This is a genomic window from Microbacterium telephonicum, assembly GCF_003651225.1.
Taxonomy (GTDB): Bacteria; Actinomycetota; Actinomycetes; order Actinomycetales; family Microbacteriaceae; genus Microbacterium; species Microbacterium telephonicum.
The window spans coordinates 56629-76309 of sequence record NZ_RCDB01000001.1 but is presented as its reverse complement, the minus strand read 5'-3'; the positions used below and the strand labels follow the sequence as shown (position 1 = coordinate 76309).

At 70.5% G+C, this 19681-nt stretch carries 24 protein-coding genes and 2 pseudogenes; 18 read left to right on the top strand and 8 right to left on the bottom strand.

What is annotated here, in order from left to right:
- Positions 1-164 precede the first annotated feature (164 nt).
- The 6 genes and pseudogenes from dnaB to C7474_RS00420 form a co-directional block, all read left to right on the top strand.
- Positions 165-1538, top strand: a complete 1374-nt coding sequence (gene dnaB / locus C7474_RS00445; protein ID WP_121056655.1) for a replicative DNA helicase — start codon at positions 165-167, stop codon at positions 1536-1538.
- 248 nt (positions 1539-1786) lie between these two features.
- Positions 1787-3901: an MMPL family transporter gene (locus tag C7474_RS00440; RefSeq protein WP_241965034.1), complete on the top strand. Its 2115-nt coding sequence runs from the start codon at positions 1787-1789 to the stop codon at positions 3899-3901.
- A complete protein-coding gene (locus C7474_RS00435; RefSeq protein WP_121056653.1) occupies positions 3864-5123 on the top strand; it encodes a sensor histidine kinase in 1260 nt (419 codons plus the stop codon). The genes C7474_RS00440 and C7474_RS00435 overlap by 38 nt, the downstream gene beginning before the upstream one ends.
- 23 nt (positions 5124-5146) lie before the next feature.
- Positions 5147-5761 (top strand): response regulator, encoded by a 615-nt coding sequence (locus tag C7474_RS00430; RefSeq protein WP_422385778.1) that lies wholly within the window; start codon positions 5147-5149, stop codon positions 5759-5761.
- An 87-nt stretch (positions 5762-5848) separates the two neighbouring features.
- Positions 5849-6310 carry a DUF2871 domain-containing protein gene (locus tag C7474_RS00425; RefSeq protein WP_121056651.1) on the top strand — a complete coding sequence of 154 codons (462 nt, stop codon included), beginning with the start codon at positions 5849-5851 and terminating at the stop codon, positions 6308-6310.
- A pseudogene (locus C7474_RS00420) lies at positions 6307-7611 on the top strand (MFS transporter); the annotation flags it as partial. The gene C7474_RS00425 and the pseudogene C7474_RS00420, both read left to right, overlap by 4 nt.
- 86 nt (positions 7612-7697) lie before the next feature.
- On the opposite strand, the pseudogene C7474_RS15455 reads toward C7474_RS00420, so the two are convergent.
- The 5 genes and pseudogenes from C7474_RS15455 to C7474_RS00395 all read right to left on the bottom strand — a co-directional run.
- Positions 7698-8072 (bottom strand): annotated as a pseudogene (locus C7474_RS15455) (nitroreductase family protein); the annotation flags it as partial.
- 119 nt (positions 8073-8191) lie between these two features.
- The gene (locus C7474_RS00410; protein WP_121056647.1) at positions 8192-8554 is read right to left on the bottom strand and encodes a hypothetical protein; all 363 of its coding nucleotides are present in this window, start codon (positions 8552-8554) and stop codon (positions 8192-8194) included.
- A gap of 140 nt (positions 8555-8694) precedes the next feature.
- The gene (locus C7474_RS00405; RefSeq protein ID WP_121056645.1) at positions 8695-8880 is read right to left on the bottom strand and encodes a hypothetical protein; all 186 of its coding nucleotides are present in this window, start codon (positions 8878-8880) and stop codon (positions 8695-8697) included.
- Positions 8881-8917: 37 nt separating this feature from the next.
- Positions 8918-9466: a type 1 glutamine amidotransferase domain-containing protein gene (locus C7474_RS00400; protein ID WP_121056643.1), complete on the bottom strand. Its 549-nt coding sequence runs from the start codon at positions 9464-9466 to the stop codon at positions 8918-8920.
- 120 nt (positions 9467-9586) lie between these two features.
- Positions 9587-9838 carry a GyrI-like domain-containing protein gene (locus C7474_RS00395; RefSeq protein WP_147436653.1) on the bottom strand — a complete coding sequence of 84 codons (252 nt, stop codon included), beginning with the start codon at positions 9836-9838 and terminating at the stop codon, positions 9587-9589.
- 63 nt (positions 9839-9901) lie between these two features.
- Between C7474_RS00395 and C7474_RS00390 the strand changes: the two genes are divergently transcribed.
- The 3 genes from C7474_RS00390 to C7474_RS00380 all read left to right on the top strand — a co-directional run bounded on the left by C7474_RS00390 (position 9902) and on the right by C7474_RS00380 (position 12960).
- Complete coding sequence (locus C7474_RS00390) at positions 9902-10522, top strand: GNAT family N-acetyltransferase (protein WP_121056639.1); 621 nt, start codon at positions 9902-9904, stop codon at positions 10520-10522.
- Positions 10523-10666: 144 nt separating this feature from the next.
- A complete protein-coding gene (locus tag C7474_RS00385) occupies positions 10667-11686 on the top strand; it encodes a TerC family protein (protein WP_121056637.1) in 1020 nt (339 codons plus the stop codon).
- Entirely contained in the window at positions 11686-12960 is a 1275-nt protein-coding gene (locus tag C7474_RS00380) for a hemolysin family protein (protein ID WP_121056635.1), read from the top strand. The genes C7474_RS00385 and C7474_RS00380 overlap by 1 nt, the downstream gene beginning before the upstream one ends.
- A 162-nt stretch (positions 12961-13122) precedes the next feature.
- Here C7474_RS00380 and C7474_RS00375 read toward each other — a convergent pair whose 3' ends face one another.
- Both C7474_RS00375 and C7474_RS00370 read right to left on the bottom strand, forming a co-directional pair.
- Positions 13123-13647 carry a GNAT family N-acetyltransferase gene (locus C7474_RS00375; protein WP_121056633.1) on the bottom strand — a complete coding sequence of 175 codons (525 nt, stop codon included), beginning with the start codon at positions 13645-13647 and terminating at the stop codon, positions 13123-13125.
- A 50-nt stretch (positions 13648-13697) separates the two neighbouring features.
- A complete protein-coding gene (locus C7474_RS00370; protein WP_241965033.1) occupies positions 13698-14174 on the bottom strand; it encodes a DNA alkylation repair protein in 477 nt (158 codons plus the stop codon).
- Positions 14175-14180: 6 nt separating this feature from the next.
- Between C7474_RS00370 and C7474_RS00365 the strand changes: the two genes are divergently transcribed.
- From C7474_RS00365 to C7474_RS00355, 3 genes are read left to right on the top strand one after another with little or no spacing between them, the layout of a single operon-like run.
- Positions 14181-14555 (top strand): serine hydrolase, encoded by a 375-nt coding sequence (locus tag C7474_RS00365; RefSeq protein ID WP_121057818.1) that lies wholly within the window; start codon positions 14181-14183, stop codon positions 14553-14555.
- A 47-nt stretch (positions 14556-14602) separates the two neighbouring features.
- Positions 14603-14896, top strand: a complete 294-nt coding sequence (locus C7474_RS00360; protein ID WP_121056629.1) for a DUF2277 domain-containing protein — start codon at positions 14603-14605, stop codon at positions 14894-14896.
- 4 nt (positions 14897-14900) lie between these two features.
- Entirely contained in the window at positions 14901-15119 is a 219-nt protein-coding gene (locus C7474_RS00355; RefSeq protein WP_121056627.1) for a KTSC domain-containing protein, read from the top strand.
- On the opposite strand, the gene C7474_RS00350 is transcribed toward C7474_RS00355, so the two are convergent.
- Complete coding sequence (locus tag C7474_RS00350) at positions 15089-15313, bottom strand: hypothetical protein (RefSeq protein WP_121056625.1); 225 nt, start codon at positions 15311-15313, stop codon at positions 15089-15091. The two genes, C7474_RS00355 and C7474_RS00350, sit on opposite strands and share 31 nt — an antisense overlap.
- Positions 15314-15366: 53 nt before the next feature.
- Here C7474_RS00350 and C7474_RS00345 point away from each other — a divergent pair, with 53 nt between their 5' ends.
- The 6 genes from C7474_RS00345 (at position 15367) to C7474_RS00320 (ending at position 19647) form a co-directional block, all read left to right on the top strand.
- Positions 15367-16614 carry an amidohydrolase gene (locus tag C7474_RS00345; RefSeq protein WP_121056623.1) on the top strand — a complete coding sequence of 416 codons (1248 nt, stop codon included), beginning with the start codon at positions 15367-15369 and terminating at the stop codon, positions 16612-16614.
- A 96-nt stretch (positions 16615-16710) separates the two neighbouring features.
- Positions 16711-17487, top strand: a complete 777-nt coding sequence (locus C7474_RS00340; RefSeq protein ID WP_121056621.1) for an alpha/beta fold hydrolase — start codon at positions 16711-16713, stop codon at positions 17485-17487.
- A gap of 193 nt (positions 17488-17680) precedes the next feature.
- Entirely contained in the window at positions 17681-17983 is a 303-nt protein-coding gene (locus C7474_RS00335; RefSeq protein WP_121056619.1) for an Rdx family protein, read from the top strand.
- 214 nt (positions 17984-18197) lie between these two features.
- On the top strand, positions 18198-18572 hold the full coding sequence (locus tag C7474_RS00330) for a YciI family protein (RefSeq protein WP_121056617.1): 375 nt from the start codon (positions 18198-18200) through the stop codon (positions 18570-18572).
- Between the two features lie 16 nt (positions 18573-18588).
- A complete protein-coding gene (locus tag C7474_RS00325; protein WP_121056615.1) occupies positions 18589-19248 on the top strand; it encodes a hypothetical protein in 660 nt (219 codons plus the stop codon).
- A gap of 63 nt (positions 19249-19311) precedes the next feature.
- Positions 19312-19647, top strand: a complete 336-nt coding sequence (locus C7474_RS00320; protein WP_121056610.1) for a three-helix bundle dimerization domain-containing protein — start codon at positions 19312-19314, stop codon at positions 19645-19647.
- The last annotated feature ends 34 nt before the right edge of the window (positions 19648-19681 follow it).

The window sequence follows — 19681 nt, the reverse complement described above, 5'->3', positions numbered from 1 at the left end:
GAGCACGGGAGTTCTCCACAGAACCTGTACACAGCATGTACGGCGTTTCGCGCATCTTCTCCACACAGTTATCCACAGGCTCGTTTGCGACTGTCGGAACCCGTCCTTAGCGTGGCGTGTGGCCCGGGACCCCGGCTGGGCCGTACCCGGTGGAAAGAGGCTGAATGTCGATCGCGGACATCTCGGAGGAGCGCTACGGCGGACGCCGCGAGAACGAGCGCACCCCGCCGCACGACATGCTCGCCGAGCAGTCCACCCTCGGCGGCATGCTGCTTTCGCCGGATGCCGTCGCCGACGTCGTCGAGTCGCTGCGCGGCACCGACTTCTACGTGCCCAAGCACGAGCTGATCTTCGAGGCGATCCTCAGTCTCTACTCGCACGGCGAACCCACCGACGTCGTCGCTGTCACCGACGAGCTCATCAAGACGGGCGACCTGCAGCGCTCCGGCGGCGCCGACTATCTGCACTCGCTCACCTCGATCGTCCCGACCGCCGCCAACTCCGCGTACTACGCGTCGATCGTGCACGAGCGCGCGCTGCTGCGCCGTCTCGTCGAGGCCGGCACGCGCATCGTGCAGATGGGCTACAACGGGCAGGGCGAAGCGCTCGACCTCGTCAACAACGCGCAGGCCGAGATCTACTCGGTGACCGGTGCCGAGCAGGCCGAGGACTACGTTCCGCTGCAGATCGCCGTCGACGCGGCCGTCGACGAGATCGAAGCCGCACGAGGTCGCGACGGGCAGATGACCGGTATCCCGACCGGCTTCCAGGCGCTCGACCAGCTCACCAACGGCCTGCACGGCGGTCAGATGGTCGTCGTCGCCGCGCGACCCGCGATGGGAAAGTCGACGCTCGCGCTCGACTTCGCCCGCGCGGCGGCGATCAAGAACAACCAGCCCACCATCTTCTTCTCGCTCGAGATGGGGCGCAGCGAGATCGCGATGCGCCTCATGAGCGCCGAGGGCGCGGTGCCGCTGCAGAGCATGCGCAAGGGCATGCTCGACAGCCGTGACTGGACGACCATCGCCTCCACGCGCGGACGCATCAACGACGCGCCCCTCTACATCGACGACAGCCCGAACATGACGCTTGTGGAGATCCGGGCGAAGTGCCGCAAGCTCAAGCAGCGCGTCGGTCTGAAGATGGTGGTCATCGACTACCTGCAGCTGATGACGAGCGGAAAGCGCGTCGAGTCGCGTCAGCAGGAGGTCTCGGAGTTCTCCCGCGCGCTCAAGCTGCTCGCGAAGGAACTGCAGGTGCCCGTCATCGCGCTGTCGCAGTTGAACCGTGGCGCCGAGGCGCGCGCCGACAAGAAGCCCGCCATCAGCGACCTGCGCGAGTCGGGATCGATCGAGCAGGATGCCGACATCGTCATCCTCCTCCACCGTGAAGCCGCCTACGAGAAGGATAGCCCGCGCGCCGGCGAGGCCGACCTCATCGTCGCCAAGCACCGCAACGGACCCACCGACACCGTCACGGTCGCCTTCCAGGGCCACTTCTCGCGCTTCACCGACATGGCACCCGGCGACTTCGGGTGACGTCCGCAGGTGTAGGTTCCGGTTGAAGTTGTCCGTTTCGCGGATGAAATGTCCACGGTGGGTCCATCGGGACATTTCGGGGGCGTGATCCACGAGCGCCCGTCCAGGAAGCGTTCGTGTCGCCTGAATGGGTAGCCGATCGAAGCTCGGGGTATGAGGCGGGCGTGCGCGGCATCCACCGTTCGATGGATGCCGCGATCGGCTCACCGGGCGATGTCGGACGTGGCCGCCTCCGTTGGACTCGAAGTGTGCGTTCGTTCTCCTTCGCTCTCGTCCACGTCCTCACTTCGCGCCGCGGCGCGTGGGTCTCTCTCATCATCGGCATCCTGATCCTGCTGGGCCTCATCGGCGCGTTCGGACGCGCCACGACGGCCGCGTCGAATCAGAGTGCGCCACCGAACTCCGAGTCGGTGCGCGTCGCGGCGCTGACCGGCGAGTTTCCGGATGCAGATGACCGCACGCTCCTCGTGGTCGCGGCGGCCCCCGACGGAGCGGAACTGACAACCGCCCAGAACGACGGCCTCGAGCGCCTCGCCGACGCGCTGAAGGGCAACGCGGATGCGCGCGTTCTCGGTCCCTTCGCGAGCGACGACGGCCGTGCCGCGGTCGTGCAGGTGACCGCCGCGGTCGGCGGAGACGACGCGCACGCCGAGCGCGCGCTCGTCGACGAGGTCCGCGGTGTCGTGCACGGCCACGGCATCGACGGCCTCACACTGCAGGTCACCGGCGGACCGGCGTTCGGCGTCGACGTGGCATCCGCGTTCGACGGCGCCGACTTCACGCTCCTGCTCGTCACGATCGGCATCGTCGCGGTGCTCCTGATCGTCACCTACCGCTCGCCCGTGCTGTGGCTCATCCCCCTCCTCGTCGTCGCGCTCGCGGACCAGGCGGCGAGCAAGGCGACGACCGCGCTCGGCGCCGCGCTCGGTCTCTCGTTCGACACCGGGATCGTGAGCGTTCTCGTGTTCGGTGCCGGCACGAACTACGCGCTCCTGCTGATCTCCCGCTACCGCGAACGTCTCGTCGCGGAACCCGACCACCGGCGCGCGCTCGCGCAGGCGTGGCGTGCGACCTTACCGGCGATCGTGGCATCCAACGTCACCGTCGTCCTGTCTCTGCTCACCCTCGTGCTCGCCGTCATCCCGGGCACCCGGGGGCTCGGACTGGCGTGCGCGCTCGGCCTCGTGATCGCGCTCGCCGCGGTGCTGCTCGTGCTGCCGCCCGCCCTCGCGGTCTGCGGCCGCGGTGTGTTCTGGCCGTTCGTTCCGCGCGTCGGCGAGACCCGCGACCGCGGCCGGGTCTGGCGCCGCGTCGCGCAGGGCGTCGTGCGTCGGCCGTGGATGCCACTCATCGGCGGCCTCGCCCTGCTCGCCGTGATGGCCTCGGGCCTGCTGGGCGCATCGCTCGGGCTCAGTCAGACCGAGAAGTTCCGCGTGCCGTCGGAGTCGGCCGCGGGTCTGACGGTCCTCTCCGAGCACTTCGACGCCGGCCAGGCTCAGCCCTTCACGATCGTCACCCGCACCGAATCGCAGGACGACGTGGCGGCGGCGGCCGAAGCCGTCCCGGGTGTCGTGCGCGTCAACGTCGCCACGACGAGCGACGACGGCGCGCTCGCCCGGCTCTCGGTCGTCGGCGAGTCCGCCCCCGGCACGGCGGAGAGTCGCGCGCTCGTCGGTCAACTGCGTTCCGCTGTGCACGCCGTCCCGGGTGCGGACGCGCTGGTGGGAGGGCAGGGTGCGGTCGAGGTGGATGCCCGTGACGGGAATCTCCGCGATTTTCTGCTGATCGCGCCCGTGATCCTGCTGCTGACATTCTTGGTGCTGACAGTGCTCCTGCGCGCTGTCGTCGCGCCGCTGCTCCTCCTCGCGGTGAACGCCCTGAGCGCCATCGCGGCGATCGGTGCGGGCGCGTGGCTGGGGCGCGCGCTGTTCGGCTGGGACGCTCTCGATCTGCAAGTGCCGCTGCTGTCGTTCCTCTTCCTCGTGGCCCTCGGCGTCGACTACACGATCTTCCTCGTGCACCGCGCCCGCACCGAAGCCCGCGCCCTCGGAACGCGGAACGGAATGGTGACGGCGCTCGCGACGACGGGCGGCGTGATCACGAGCGCGGGCGTCATCCTGGCCGGCGTGTTCGCCGCGCTCGGGCTCCTTCCACTCGTGACGCTCGGTCAGATCAGCCTGATCGTCGGCATCGGCGTGCTCGTCGACACGCTCGTGGTCCGCACGCTCGTCGTCCCCGCCCTGTTCGCGGTGCTCGGAGACCGGATGTGGTGGCCGAGCCGCGCCTCCGCCGGTGCGAACGGCAGCGACGCGCAAGAATCGCACCATGACGTCGATCGAGCCCCGGCCCGCGCAGGTGCGTGACGGCGCGCGCCGCGGGCGCCGGGGCGGCGCCGCCTGGGCGATCCGACTCGGCCAGACCGCGATCACGACCGTCCTCCTCGTCATCGCGGTGGTTCGCGCGGCCGGCGACGGCACGCCGCTCGTGTGGGCGGTGTCGCTCGCGCTCGTGTTCGCCGGCTGGTACGTCGGCGGGCTCATCCTCGGCGCCCGCACACGCGACGCCGCGCTCGCCGCGTGGTGGCTCGGCGGGCTTGCGCTCATCTGGGCGGGCACCGTCGCCGTCTCGGCGGAGTTCGTCTGGCTCGCCTTTCCGCTGTGGCTGCTCGCGGGCTTCATCCTGCGCCTGCCGTGGGCGATCGCGTTCAGCTTCACGATCCTCGCCGTCGTGGTCGCCGCGCCCGTCCTCCACTCCGGAACGACGACCTACGCCAACGTGATCGGACCGGTCGTCGGCGGCGTCTTCGCCTTCGGCATCGCCCGCGGGTACCTCGAGCTCGTCCGCGATGAACGGGAGCGGCGCCGTCTCATCGCCTCGCTCGTTGCCGCGCAAGCCGAGACGGCGCAGCTGCAGGACGAGCTCGCCCGCACGCAGCGCGAGTCGGGTGCGGGCGTCGAACGCACCCGCATCTCGCGCGACATCCACGACACCGTCGCGCAGTCGCTGTCGTCGATCGGGATGCTCGCACGCGCGGCGCGCACCGATTCCGCGCCCGCGATGGCCGACGCGCTCGACCAGATCGACAGACTCTCGCGCGACGGACTCGTCGACGCCCGCCGCATCGTCAACGCGATGGCGCCGACAGAGCTGGAGGGGTCGGCCCTTGGCGACGCCCTCCGGCGCATGCTCGCCCAGCTCGAGGAAGACACCGGCATCCGCACCGACCTCCGCATCGACGAGGGGCTGCCCGCGCTCTCGATGGGCGCCGAGGTGGCGCTCCTGCGCACGGCGCAGTCGGCTCTCGCGAACGTCCGCGCGCACGCGCGTGCGTCGCGCGTCGTCGTGACGATGGCGGATGCCGGTGACGCGGTCCGCCTCGACATCGCCGACGACGGCGTCGGCTTCGACGCCACCCGCTGGGGGCGCGCCGCGCGCCGCCCCGACGGTTCGGGGTACGGGCTGCGCGCGATGCGCGCACGCCTGCGCGAACTCGGCGGCGACCTCGACATCGAGAGCACCCCCGGCGACGGACTCGCCCTCTCCGCCTCGCTCCCGTTCGGAGACTCGCACGGAGGTGCGCAGTGACGGCGCCGGCGCCCGCGGCTCCCCTGCGGCTCATCATCGTTGACGATCACCCGATCGTCCGGGCCGGCATGCGCTCGCTCTTCCCCGCGGACGGTTCCGTGCAGGTTGTCGGTGAGGCCGCGACTGGTGAGGAGGCCGTTGCCCTCGCCCGGCACCTGCGGCCCGCCGTCGTCCTCTGCGACCTCCGCCTCGGAGCGGGCATCGACGGCGTCGAGACGACGCGCCGCCTGCGCGCCCTCGACCCCGCCCCGGTCGTCGTCATCCTCACGACGTTCGATCGTGACGCCGAGATCCTGCAGGCGGTGGAGGCGGGCGCCGCGGGCTACCTCCTGAAGGACGCCCCCGCAGAAGAGATCACGACCGCGATCCGGCGAGCCGCCTCGGGTGAGCTCGTGCTCTCACCCGAGCTCACGGCGCGGATGGTGCACGTCATGCGCGCGCCCCGCGTGCGCCTCACCGACCGTGAGGCCGACGTGCTGCGGCTGCTCGGCACCGGGGCATCCAATCGCGACATCGCGAAGAGCCTGTTCGTCACCGAGGCGACCGTCAAGACGCACCTCGTGCACCTCTTCGACAAGCTCGGGGTCGACAGCCGTGCGCGGGCCGTCGCGGTCGCCCGTGAGCGCGGCATCCTGTGAGATGCCGGCGCGCCGATCTCAACCGTTCGGACGATCCGCCTCGCCCACGCGGGGCGCACAGTGGAGAGTGACGTCGAAAGGAAAACCATGCGTCGCCTCTACATCGCCTCGTTCGCCTACATGGCCGCCGGAGTCCTCTCCGGCCTGTTCTACCGCGAGTTCACGAAGCTCAACGGCTTCCCCGAGGGTGCGCCCACGCAGCTCGGCCTCGCGCACACCCACCTGCTCACCCTCGGGTTCATCGTGCTTCTCATCGTGCTGGTGCTCGAGAAGGTCTTCGCGCTCTCGCGCAGCAAGCTGTTCGGCTGGTTCTTCTGGCTGTACAACGCAGGCGTGGTCCTCACCTCGGCCATGCTGATCTGGCACGGCATCCTCACCGTGCTGGGAGAGGAGTCGAGCAAGATGATCGCGGGCATCGCCGGGACGGGCCACATCCTGCTCACCGCCGGGGTGGTCCTGCTCTTCCTTTCGCTCGGTCGCGCTCTGAAGCGCGATCGCGCCGCGGGCGCGGTCACCACCGCCGAACCGCTGGCGGTCGCCGCACCGTGAGCGCCGCCGACGCCGTGATCGACGCACCGCCCACGTGCCGCGACTGGTTCGCGCTGGCGGTGTTGTCGATCGGCCTCGGACTGATCGTGCTCGACGGCACGATCGTCGGCGTCGCCCTGCCCGACATCATCGCCGACCTGGGCCTCGACCTCACCGACGCGCAGTGGGTCAACAGCCTCTACGCCGTTGTACTCGCGGCGCTCCTGCTGTCGACCGGCAAACTCGCCGACCGGTGGGGCCGCAAGACCCTCTTCCTCGCCGGACTCGTCGTCTTCGTCGGCGGGAGTCTGCTCGCGGCGATGTCGGATGCCGCAGGGCCGCTCATCGCGGCGCGCGCCGTCCAGGCGGTCGGCGCCGCGCTGATCATGCCCTCGACCCTCTCCACCGTGAACGCCGTGTTCCGCGGAAAGTACCGCGCGGCCGCGTTCGGCGTGTGGGGTGCCGTCATCTCCGGCGCCGCCGCAGTCGGCCCGCTCGCGGGCGGCGCGCTGACCCAGTGGGCGTCGTGGCACTGGATCTTTCTCGTGAACCTGCCCCTCGGCGCGCTGATCTTCGTCGCCGGCATGCTCACCGTCCCCGCGACCCGTGGCGGGCGTGAGCGACCGGGCGCCGATGTCGACGGGGCGCTGCTGTCGGCGATCGGGTTCGGCGCGCTCGTCTTCGCGGTGATCGAAGGTCCGGATCTCGGCTGGTGGACCCCGCAGCGCGACCTGGAGCTGTTCGGCTGGGTGTGGCCGGCGGATGCGGCGGTGTCGGCCGTGCCCGTCGCGCTCGCCCTCTCCGCGGTCGCGCTCACGCTCTTCGTCGTGTGGGAGCGGCATCGTGAGCGCGTGCAGCGCTCGGCGCTGCTCGACCTCGGCCTCTTCTCGCTCGCGACGTTCTCGTGGGGAAACCTCACGGCGGCGATGGTGGCGGTCGGCGAGTTCGCCATCATCTTTGTGCTGCCGCTGTACCTCATCAACGCGCTCGGACTGAGCGTTATGGGCGCGGGCCTGGTCCTCGCCGCGATGGCCGTCGGCGCGTTCTTCTCCGGCGCGTCCGCGCGTCATCTCGCGGCACGGTTCGGCTCTCCCGGAACGGTCCTCATCGGTCTGGCGCTCGAACTCGTGGGCGTGCTCGCGCTCGTGCTCCTCATCTCCGGCTCCACCGCCGCGTGGGTCGTGGCGATCCCGCTCGTCGTCTACGGCGTCGGGCTCGGACTCGCGTCGGCCCAGCTCACCGGAACGGTCTTGCGCGACGTGCCGGTCGGGGTGTCGGGGCAGGCATCCGCCACGCAGAGCACGGTCCGCCAGATCGGTTCGGCCCTCGGGACGGCGTTCGCGGGCGCAGCCCTGTCGGTCGCGCTCGCCATCACGCTCCCCGCGGCTCTCGCCGAAGCCAGCATCACCGGGACCGCGGCCGACGAGCTCGCTGCGTCGACGCGCCAGTCGGCGGGCACGGTCATCACGCAGCTCCGCGCGGGTGGATCGGACGACGCGGCGGTGGGCGCCCTCGCCCAGGGCTTCGCGGACGCGACGCGGTGGTCGCTCGTCGTGGCATCCGTCTTCCTGCTCCTCGGTGTCATCGGAGCCGTGCGGCTGCGCCGCGTTGCGCAGCAGTCATGATGCCGTAGCTCCGTCACGAGGCGCCGACGCCGGTCGGGGTCGCGCACCTCGACGACGCTCCAGGACTGGTTGTTCGACGAGCTCGCGGCGGACTGGGCGGCCGCGACGATCGCCGTGATCGTCGCGTCGGAGACCTCGTCGTCGGTGAACGCGCGCACCGAGCGGTGCTGCAGGAGCAGTCGGACGGAGGAGGGCGTTGACGTCGACGGTGCTCATCTCTCCAGGCTAGGCACGCTCGCGTCGGGCAGGACGCTACGGCGTCACGTCGCGAGATGGTTCAGTCGCCCGAGACCGGCGAATACGCGTCGGGGTCTTCCTCGTGGCCGACGGACTTCGCCTCAAGGAACGCGCAGAGTTCGGCGGCGACGGCGAGTTCCACGGCCATACCGTGCAGCTGATGGCTGTTGAGGATCGTCGTGTCGGGTTGCGGCTCAAGGGTGATGCGCCATGCGCTGGCGCCGATCTCCACCGGCTCCATGAACACCGAGACCGTCGAGTTGTGCAGGGGCACGACGATGAGCCCGGTGTCGGCCCCGCCCTCGCCGTCCTGCACGGCGACGCGGATGGACTCGCCTGCCGTCCGGGCGCTCTGGAACTCTGCGAGCCACTGCTCCAGGGTTTCCTTGCTCCGAAACGCCATTGCACACCTCTCTTCGCGCCGCCGACACGGAATTCGCACACTCGCGACCTCCCCATCTTGCCCCCTGGATCAGCGACGGGGGTCATCCGCGCGGCGGAGTGACTCGAACCGGCGTCAGCCGGTGATCGCACCGACGCCGACTACATCGGCGTCGTGGGCGTCTCCGGAGTCGAGGGCAGTGTCGGCTCGACGGGGTTCGGGGCGAGCGGTTCGTCGGGGTGCGGCGGACCGGGTTCCGGTGCGGGGCCGGGATCCGGCGTGGGAGCGGGTGCCGGGTCGGGGGTCAGGGCCGGCACGGGGCTTTCGGCGGGGAACGACAGTGTCATCTCGACTATCCGTTTCGGTGTGTCGGTCGGTTTCGATTCAGGCTGTCTGATCGGCGTGCGCGCCCTCGGCGATCTCCTCGACGAGCTTCGCGTTGAAGGCAGGCAGATCATCGGGCGTGCGGCTCGAGACGAGGCCGGCGTCGACGACGACCTCCTCGTCGACCCAACTCGCCCCGGCGTTGCGCAGATCGGTCGCGAGACTCGGGTAGCTCGTCATCCGCCGGTCGCGCACGACATCGGCTTCGGTGAGGATCCATCCGCCGTGGCAGATCACGGCGACGGGCTTGTGCTGTTCGAAGAAGCCGCGCGCGAATGCGACAGCATCCTGATCCATCCGCAGATGGTCGGCGTTCACCACACCGCCGGGAAGCACGAGGGCGTCGAAATCGGCGGCATCGGCAGCATCGGCAGTGAGGTCGACGGCCTGGGTGTGGCCGTTCTTGCCGGTCACCTCGCCGCCGTCCGGAGCGATGAGCGTCGCGACGGCGCCGGCGTCGATGGCCGCCTCCCAGGGTGAGGTGAGTTCGCTGTCCTCGAAGCCGTCGGTGAGTAGGAAGGCGACGCGCTTTCCGTCGATGCGTGCCATGGCGTGACTCCTTTTCGTCGGGATCCGACCGGGTGGGGTCGGTCATCCCAACGTACGAACGGCGGATGCGGCGGGCACGGGGCTTGCGCCGCGCCCGCCACCGACGTACCGTGCCGCCGGTCAGTGCTCGCGGATGCGGAAGGCCAACTGCGTGACCCATCGGGTCTTGCGCGGCTCGAGACGGGGATCGGTGAGGTAGGTCTCGAACCGTCCCGCCCATCGGTCGCCCTCGGCGGCCGGGGTGACATCGAGGTCGAGCCCCTGCTCCGCCACCCATTCGAGCAGCATCTTGTTCGCCCGCATCGAGTGGTTCTGATAGGTCAGCGTCGCGTAGGCGCCGGCCGGTGCTTCCCCGCACGCGGTCGGCGTCACGAGCGCCCGCATGATTCGATAACCCCCTGTCGCCGGGCGGCACCGCGGCGCACACTGGCTGACATGACGACGGCCCACGTGATCAAGTCGCTCACGCTCGAGACCTATCCGGCCTGGCTCGCCCTCGCGCAGAAGCACAACGGGGTGTGGGGCGGATGCTGGTGCTCGTACTTCCACGGTGACACCGAGACGACGATCAAGCGCGACCACGACGGCCCGACGTTCAAACGCCGGCTCATCGAGGAGGGCGTCGCGCATGCGGCGCTCGTGTTCGACGGCGACGCGGCGATCGCGTGGTGCGAGTACGGCAGCCCGGCCGAGCTGCCCAACATCTACCACCGGAAGCAGTACGACGCCGAGGAGCGGCGTCCGGGCCCCTGGCGCATCACCTGCTTCTTCGTCGACCGCGACCACCGCCGACGCGGTGTTGCACGCGAAGCCCTCGACGGGGCGCTCGACCTCATCGCGCAGGCCGGCGGCGGCGAGGTCGTCTCGTTCCCCAACGAGCTCGCGCCGGGCAAGCGCACCTCGTCGTCGTTCCTCCACAACGGCACGCGCGCGATGTTCGAGAAGGCGGGGTTCGCCTTCGAACGGCACATCGGCAAGAGCAAGACCGTGATGCGTCGGACGATCCCGCCGGCGGCCGGCATCCATTCACAGGAATCCGAAACCTTCGGACGGTAAGCTCGCCGGGTCCAAGGGGAGTACTCCGACACGGGCAGCTCGTCATTACGTGTGCAACGCCGCACTCCGGGCGCCCGGTCTCCGCACCGGAGATGGAAGAGACCTTGGCGCTGACCGAGTCAACGCCCATTCCCGGAGTCTTCCTTGAACATCACACCCCTCGTGTGGATCATCACGATCGCCGTCACGATCGCCTTCTTCGTCTACGAGTTCTTCGCGCACGTGCGCAAGCCGCACGAGCCCACCATCGGCGAGTCGGCACGCTGGTCGGCGTTCTACATCGGCCTCGCGCTGATCTTCGGCGTCGGCGTCGGGATGTTGTCGGGCTGGACGTACGGCGGCGAATACTTCGCCGGCTACCTCACCGAGAAGGCGCTGTCGATCGACAACCTCTTCGTCTTCCTCATCGTGATGACGAGCTTCGCGGTGCCGAAGATCTACCAGCAGAAGGTGCTGATGATCGGCATCGTGATCGCGCTCATCCTGCGCGGCGTCTTCATCGCCGTCGGCGCGACGCTGATCTCGAACTTCTCGTGGATCTTCTACCTGTTCGGCGCGCTGCTGCTCGTGCTCGCCTACCGCCAGGCGTTCGCCCATGGCGACTCCAACCCCGCCGACGGACGCTTCATGCGCTTCGTCCGCCGCATCCTCCCGGTCAGCGACGAATACAACGCCGACAAGCTGACGGTCAAGAAGGACGGCCGGCGCTTCGTCACCCCGATGCTGCTCGTCATCGTCGCGATCGGGTTCGTCGACCTGATCTTCGCCGTCGACTCGATCCCGGCGATCTACGGCCTGACCGAGGAGGCGTACATCGTGTTCACCGCGAACGCGTTCGCCCTCATGGGTCTGCGCCAGCTGTACTTCCTCATCGGTGGCCTGCTCGCGCGTCTCGTCTACCTCGCGCAGGGCCTGGCCGTCATCCTCGCCTTCATCGGCGTGAAGCTCGTGCTGCACGCCATGCACGTCAACGAGCTGCCGTTCATCAACGGCGGGGAGCCGATGCTGTGGGCGCCCGAGATCCCGATCTGGTTCTCGTTGCTGTTCATCGGCACCACGATCGCGGTTGCGACGGTCGCGAGCCTGATCAAGACGCGTGGTCGCGGGCAGGTCGGTCCGGCGGATGCGGCGACCGCCGAAGCCGCCGACGAGGCCCATCGCTGATGGGCGATCTCGTCTGGAACATCGCGCTCGTCATCGCGTTCGTCCTGATCGGCGGCGTGTTCGCCGCCACCGAGATGGCCCTCGTGACCCTGCGCGAGAGTCAGATCAACGCGATCGCCGCGCGCGGACGCCGCGGCGAGAAGGTCGCCGGTCTGGCGCGCAACCCCAACACGTTCCTCTCGGCGGTGCAGATCGGCGTCACCGTCGCGGGCTTCGCCTCGGCCGCCTACGGCGCGACGTCGATCGCCCCCTCGGTCGCGCCGCTGTTCGTGTCGTGGGGGATGCCGGCATCCGCCGCCCTGACGGTCGCGACGATCGTGCTCACCCTCGTCATCGCCTACCTGTCGCTCGTGCTCGGCGAACTCGTGCCCAAGCGCCTCGCCATCCAGCGCAACGCCCAGTTCGCCTACGCCGTCGCGCCCGTGCTCGACGGGTTCGCGACGGTCATGAAGCCGGTGATCTGGCTGCTGTCGGTCTCGACGAACGCCCTCGTGCGGCTGCTCGGCGGCGACCCGCACAAGACCGGTGACGACCTCAGCGACGAGGAGGTGCGCGACATCGTCGCCACCCACCAGGGACTGCCCGAGGACGAGCGCCGCATCCTCGACGACGTGCTGTCGCTGCGCGGGCGGCAGGTGAGCGAGGTCATGCGCCCGCGCCCCGAGGTCGTCGCGCTCGATGAGACCGGCACGATCGGCGAGGCCGTCGCGCAGGTGCGCGAACTGCCGTTCTCGCGCTATCCGGTCGCCGACAAGTCGATCGACGACATCGTCGGGTTCGTGCACGTGCGCGACTTGTTCGAGGCGGCGTCGCAGGACGCCGATCGTCCGCTGTCGGCGCTGACGCGCCCGATCTCGTATGTGCCGTCGTCGGCGCGGGTGCTGCCGACGCTCACGCGCCTGCGCGCCGCCGGCCACCAGATCGCCGTCGTCGTCGACGAGTACGGCGGCACCGACGGCATCGTCACCCTCGAAGACCTCGTCGAAGAGGTCGTCGGCGAGATCTTCGACGAGTACGACACCGCCGAAGACGCGGATGCCGCCGGCGGCATCGTCGACGGCCGCCTCAACCTCGGCGACTTCGAAGAGGTGACGGGGCTCGCGCTGCCGCGTGGATCGTCCGACACCGTCGCCGGGTTCGTCACCGAGCAGCTCGGCCGACTGGCGCGTGTCGGCGACACCGTCGAGGTGCCCGGCGCGACCCTGCAGGTTACGGCGCTCGACCGCCGCCGCATCGCGGGGCTGCGCGTCACCCCGACCCCCGTGGAGGACTGAGCGGTTCGGGGCGTTTCGACTCGCTCCGCTCGCTCAACGACCGGAAGAGGTGTGCCCCCATCCCGGTCGACTCGCTCTGCTCGCTCAACGACCGGAGTGGGCGTGTGCCCCCATCCCGGTCGTTGAGCGAGGAGCGGAGCGACGAGTCGAAACGCCCCGAGGTCAGAGGGGCAGGGTGAAGCAGAGCGACGTGGGCATCGTGGCCACGTACGGCTCGTACACCGGGATGGGCGTGAAGCCGAACGAGCGGTACAGGGCGAGCGACTCCGGCTGGGCCGCACCGGTCTGCAGGATCACGCGCGCGGCACCGCCCGTGCGCGCGAGGTCGATGGTGGCCTGCACGAGTCGGCGCCCGACGCCGGCGCCACGCGCCTCGGGCGCGACCACGAGCCGCTTCAGCTCCCACTCGTCGCCGAGACGGCGCAGCATCACGTGCCCGAGCGCCTCGCCGTCGGCGGTGACGGCCAGCAGGGTCGCGACGAGCTGATCGGGGTGCACGCGCAGGGCATCGGCGCGCGCGGCGCTGACCGCGGGAGGCTCCGGCTCCGCGCCGCGGTAGCGCGCGTCGAGGTCGAGGTCGAGCACCTCGCGCAGCCCGGCCGCCCGCGGGTCGTCGTGCGGCACCGCCACGATCTCGACGGAGCGAGCAGGCGAGGGCGCGACGGACAGCAGGGAGTTTTCGGGCATCGTTACAGCCTAGGAGGCTCGCCTGTGCGCGAGCCGAACGAGCCGGGTGCTCACAGCAGGGCCGCCGCCTGCCGCAGCCCGTCGGCATCCGCCCGCGCCCACCGCATCACGATGCGACCCGCCCGCTCGGCGTCCGCACCCTCGAGGCGTGCGAGGAGGGGCCGCACGACGTCCGTCGCGAGGGGTTCGATGAGGGCGGCGATGCGCGCGTCACGCAGGAATCCCTCGATCCGGGTCAGGTCGTTGGCGGTGAGCGCTCCCACCTGTCCCTGCAGCAGCACGATCGCCGCGAAACGCCGCTCGAACACCGGCAGCGCCCACAGTTCCGACGCGAGAGCGGTGACATCGTCGTGGTCGAGCCCGCGGTGACGGCGCAGGGCATCGCGCACGGTCCCGCGGATCGCCCCGACCGAGGCCCCGTAGACCCGCATCCCGCCGACCGAGTCGTCGCCGTCGGCCCAGGTACGCCACTCGGACGCCTCGGCGCGCAGGGTGCGGTCGATGAAGGCGGCGGCGGGGGAGTCCACCGCACCATCCTCCCGCGGGTCACCGACAGGCCGCTCGACGACCACCTGCGCGACGACCTGTTCACGCCGCTGGGGATGGGCGACACCGGATACGGCACGCCCGCATCCGCGGCGCACCGCCTTCCCGCCGCCTACCGGCACGACGAGGCCGGGCTCGTCGAGGTCGAGCCCGCGGGCGGCGGCTTCTGGGACGGCATGGGCTGGGGCTACGGGCTCGGCGTGCAGACCACCGGCGACCGCGCGGGGCGCGTCGGCTGGTCGGGAGGTCTCGGCACCGACTACTTCGTCGACCCCGACGGCACGATCGGCATCCTCCTGACACAGGTCGAGATGGGGCCGGCCTTGATGCCGCTGCTGCGCGAGTTGCAGGAGCTCGTCTAGGACCCGACCCCGGTGTGCCGCACGGATGGCGCGGGTAGTCTCGCCGCATGTGCCGCAACATCCGCGTGCTCCACAACTTCGAGCCGCCCACGACCGACGACGAGGTGCGCGAGGCCGCGCTGCAGTTCGTGCGCAAGGTGAGCGGTTCCACGCATCCGTCGCGGGCGAACACGGAACCGTTCGACCGGGCGATCGACGAGATCGCCGCGGCGACGCGTCGGCTGCTCGATGACCTCGTGACGAACGCGCCGCCGAAGAACCGCGAGCTCGAAGCGGTCAAGGGGCGGGCGCGTCACGAGAAGCGGATGGAACGCGAAGTGCGCATCCGCACGGCCTCCTGAGCCCGTGCGCCGGCATCCGGTCACCTCGTCGGTGCTGCGCAGCGTCGGCTACGACGCGGCAACGGCGCTGCTGGAGATCGAATTCACCAGCGGCGACGTCTACCGGTACTTCGCCGTCCCGCCCTCCGTCCATCGGGCCCTGATGGATGCCGACAGCCCCGGTGCGTACTTCAACCGCCACATCAGCGACCGCTATCCCACCCGCCAGCAGTACGACCGCTGAGGTCCGGCGACCAGATCGTCGGCGGATGCCGCATCCAGACCCTCCCGCACCGGCCGCGCCCAGTCCTCGAGACCCCAGTCCTCCGTCGGCAGCCGCGGATACTCCAGCGGCATGCCGAGCGCCCGCGCGATGCCGGTCGCGAGCGGCAGGTCGTCGTCGTATCCGCCGGCGCCGTGGAAGAACAGCGGGGCCATGGCCCGATCCTCCCCGGCGGCCCGCCACAGGTCAACGACGTACGGTGGAAGGCATGTCCCGCATCCTCGCCGTCACCGGCGGCTACGTCGTCCCCGTCAGCTCCGACCCGATCGACGGCGGCACCGTCGTCGTCACCGACGGGGTCATCACCGCCGTCGGAGGTGCCGACACCGTCATCCCCGACGGCGCGGAGATCGTCGACGCGACCGGCCGCTGGGTCGTCCCCGGCTTCGTGGAATCGCACGGACACCTTGGTGTGCACGAGGACGGCGAGGGCTGGTCGGGCAACGACACCAACGAGATGACCGACCCGAACGGGTCCCGCTTCCGCGCGCTGGACGGCATCGACATCGAAGAGGTGGGCTTCCGCGACGCGCTGCGCGGCGGCGTCACGACCGCCGTGATCAAGCCCGGTTCCGGAAACCCGATCGGCGGCCGCACCGTCGCGATCAAGACGTGGGGCGGCCGCACCGTCGACGAGCAGGTGCTCGCTCACGACGTGTCGGTCAAGTCGGCGCTCGGCGAGAACCCGAAGCGCGTCTACGGCGACAAGAAGCAGACCCCCTCGACGCGTCTCGGTGTGGCGTCGGTGCTGCGCGACGCGTTCGTGGCCGCCCAGAACTACCAGGCCAAGCGCGACGCCGCCGCCGAGAAGGGCGACCCGTTCGAGCGCGACCTCGGCAAGGAGACGCTCGCGGCCGTGCTCGACGGCGAGCTCGTCTGGGACCAGCACTGCCACCGCCACGACGACATCGCGACCGCTGTGCGCCTGGCCGAGGAGTTCGGCTACACGCTCGTGGTCAACCACGGCACCGAGGCGCACAAGATCGCCGACGTGCTCGCCGAGAAGCGGATCCCGGTGATCTTCGGCCCGCTGCTCACGTCGCGGTCGAAGGTCGAGCTGCGCGACCGCGCGATCGGCAACCTCGCCCTCATCGCCGAAGCCGGCGTGAAGGTCGCGATCACCACCGACCACCCCGTCGTGCCGATCGACCAGATCCGTCTGCAGGCGATCCTCGCCGTGCGCGACGGCCTGCCGGCGTCGACCGCCCTCGAGGCGCTCACGACGAACCCCGCCGACATCCTGCGCCTGCAGGCACGCGTCGGCGCCCTCGAAGAGGGTCGCGACGGCGACGTCGTCGTGTGGTCGGGCGACCCGCTGGCCGTGGATTCGCGCGTCGAGCGCGTCTACATCGAGGGCCGGCCCGTCTTCGTGCCGCCTGCCGATGCGGCCGCGGATGCCGCACCCGTCGTCGTCGAGCGGTGGGAGCGTTTCGGCCGCTCGTCCTGGCTCGGCTGAGCCCGGACGCGGGAGGCCCCCGCATCCGCGAACTTGCGCGAGCGCCGCGCTCTGCCCGACCCTGAATCCTGACGAATCCCCGTGCGAGAGAGATCCATGACTGCGACACCGAGCCCGATCCGCATCTTCGAGCCTGACGGCCGCGCCGTTCCGTACGTCGACGAGGGCGAAGGCCCCTCGATCGTGCTCGTGCCCGGGTCGCGCCTGAACATCACCTACCTCGGCACGCTCGCGCACGTGCTCGAGGAGGAGGGCTTCCGCGTCACCCGCATCGGCTTCCGCGGGGCCTCGCGCGACGGCGTCACCCTGCACGACCTCGCCCAGGACGTCGTCGATGTCATGGACCACCTGGGTCTCGGCGACGCGTGGGTCGGCGGGCACTCGTTCGGCGGCGCGGTGGCGCGCACCGTCGCCCTCGACCACGACGAGCGCATCTTCGGTCTGCTGCTGCTGGGCGTCGACGGCGCCCAGCCGGCGACGGCGGAGGCGGCCCGCGCGCTCGACACGCTGCACGCGGGGGCCGACGAGTCGGCGATCCTCGCCGGCATGGGCGAGCTCGCGGGTGACGGCGATGCGGCGGTGACGTGGAGCATCCTGCGCCAGGCTCTGGATGCCGACGTCGCCGCGCTGCAGCAGGCGGCACTGGCCGCGACGCCCGAATCGGAGTGGGCGGTGCTGGAGCCGACGATCCCGGTGCTCGTCATCCAGGGGTCGGACGACCGCGTCACCGTCCCCGCGAACGGTGAGGCTCTGCGCGCCGCGGCGCCCGCGCTCGTGAGTGTGTCGACCCTCGACGGCGGCGGCCACTTCTTCCCGGTCACGCACCCGGGGGAGACCGGTGTGCTGATCGAGGACTTCCTCGGCTGGGACTGAGTCGTCGCCGCGGGGGCACGGCCTCGCGGGCGTGCGAATGCGGGGTGCGGCAGTTCTTCGGAGATCTGCGCAACCTCGGACCCCGCAGCATCCGGTCGTCCGCAGAAGTGCAGATCTCCGATGACGTGCCGGGAGGCGCGACGGCGGCGCGACGGCGACTCGACGGCGACGGAGGCCCTGCGATAATCGCGGCATGGCCCACGACGTCCGGATCGTCTACTGCACGCAGTGCAACTGGCTCCTGCGCGCGACCTGGGTCGCGCAGGAGCTGCTGACCACCTTCCAGGCCGAACTGCAGGGCGGAACCGTGAGCCTCGCGCCCGCCACGGGCGGTGTCTTCGAGGTGCACGCCGACGGCGTACGGCTGTGGTCGCGCAAGGACGACGGCGGATTCCCCGACATCGTCGATCTCAAGCGTCGCGTCCGCGACGTCATCGCCCCCGACCGCTCCCTCGGGCACGCCGACCGTGCCGCGGCCCGCGAGGCGGGAGCCTGACGATGGTGCGCGTCGTCGGGTCGTCCGGTCCGGCGGTGCTGCCGCTGCCGGGAGGCTGAGACAAGGCCCGAGCACGCCGTGCACTTCACCCACCCGGGCGATGTGCTCGACGTGTGCCGCGAGGTCATCCGCCGCGCCTCCGGCCGCACGGGTGTCGCACCCCTCCGGTAACGTCGAAGCACTGGAATCCGCGCCGCGAACGGAGGAGCACGCGATGAAATACCTCATCCTCATCCACGTGGCCCCCGCCGTCGAGGCCCTCTTCGCGGCGATGGACGACGACGAGCGCGGCGCCGCCTACCAGCTGTACTGGGACATCGAGAGCGACCTCGAGCACACCGGTGAACTCGTCGACTCCAAGGCGGTCGCCGCCGACACGCAGAGCACCGTCACCCGCGCCGACGACGGATCCGCCGTGGTCACCCCGATCACCGGCGACATCACCGTCTCGGGCTACTACCTCGTTGACGTGACCGACGAAGCGCGTGCCGCCGCGATCGCCGCACGCTTCCCCGAGGCCGCCGTCGAAGGCGGCATCCGCCTGGCCCGGGTGTGGACGCAGGCCGACTTCGATGCGATGACCTCATGACCACCCGGACGACGCCATGACCCTCGCCGAGAAGCGACGCCGCAAGGCGCTGCTGTCGTGGGTGCCGATCACGATCGTCGCCCTCGTCTGCGCGGGGTTCGTCGTCGGGGCGATCGCGATGCAGAACTCGTGGTGGACTCAGGACGACCCCACGGCCAGCGACGACCAGCAGATGTCCGACGGCATGTCGCGATTCGACCGAGCCGGCGTCGACTTCTTCACGCGCCAGGGCACCATGCGGGTGAAACTGCGTGAGGATGCCGCGCCCGCATCCGCGCTCGGTCTCGACGCCGACGGGCGTCAGGACTTCGCGCCCATCACTCCGGTGACCGCCGTCATCGTCGCGCCCGACGGGGCATTCGCGTACGAGCTCGTCGACAGCTTCTCGCTCGAGACCGAGGGTGATCGCGTGACGGAGGTGCGGCTGCTGCTCGACGGTGCGAAGACCTGGGCCGGGGTCACCTCGCAGCTGCAGGCCATGGCCGCCGAGTGGGGATGGACGACCGCGCAACTCGACCAGCTGACACAGGACATCGGCGACAAGATGCGCGCCGGCGGCGAGACCGTCGTCCCGCTGCCGTCGGTGACGGTCAAGGGGGCGACGGTCTCGGCCGAGGTCGCGGTCGACACGGACGTCTCGCTGACCCTCGTGATCACGGATCCCGCCGCAGGATAGCGGCCCGCGGGCGCGGCGGCAACGGGGCTCGCAGCTACCGGGACGACGACCCAGGATGGCGGCATGGAGAACACCCAGCACGCCGACACCCGGCAGGAAGAGCTCGCCATCGACGCGGTCATCGACCGGATCGCCACCAAGTTCCCGACCCTCGACCATGACCACGTCGAGCAGGTCGTCCACGACGAGGTCCACACCCTCGACGACGCCCACGTGCGCGACTACATCCCCGTCGTCGTCGAGCACAGCGTCACCGAGAAGCTCCGCGAAGAGGCCGATCCGGTGCCGCTTGCCGAGCGCATCCCGCAGGAGGGCGACGTCGCGGCGCCGTACCGCGATCGCGGGGGAGACGAGCGCCGCTCGGAGTCGGCCGGGCCGCTGCTCGGCGGCAGCCTGTAACCGCGCGCGGTGATTGCTCGCGTGCCGGCCGGCG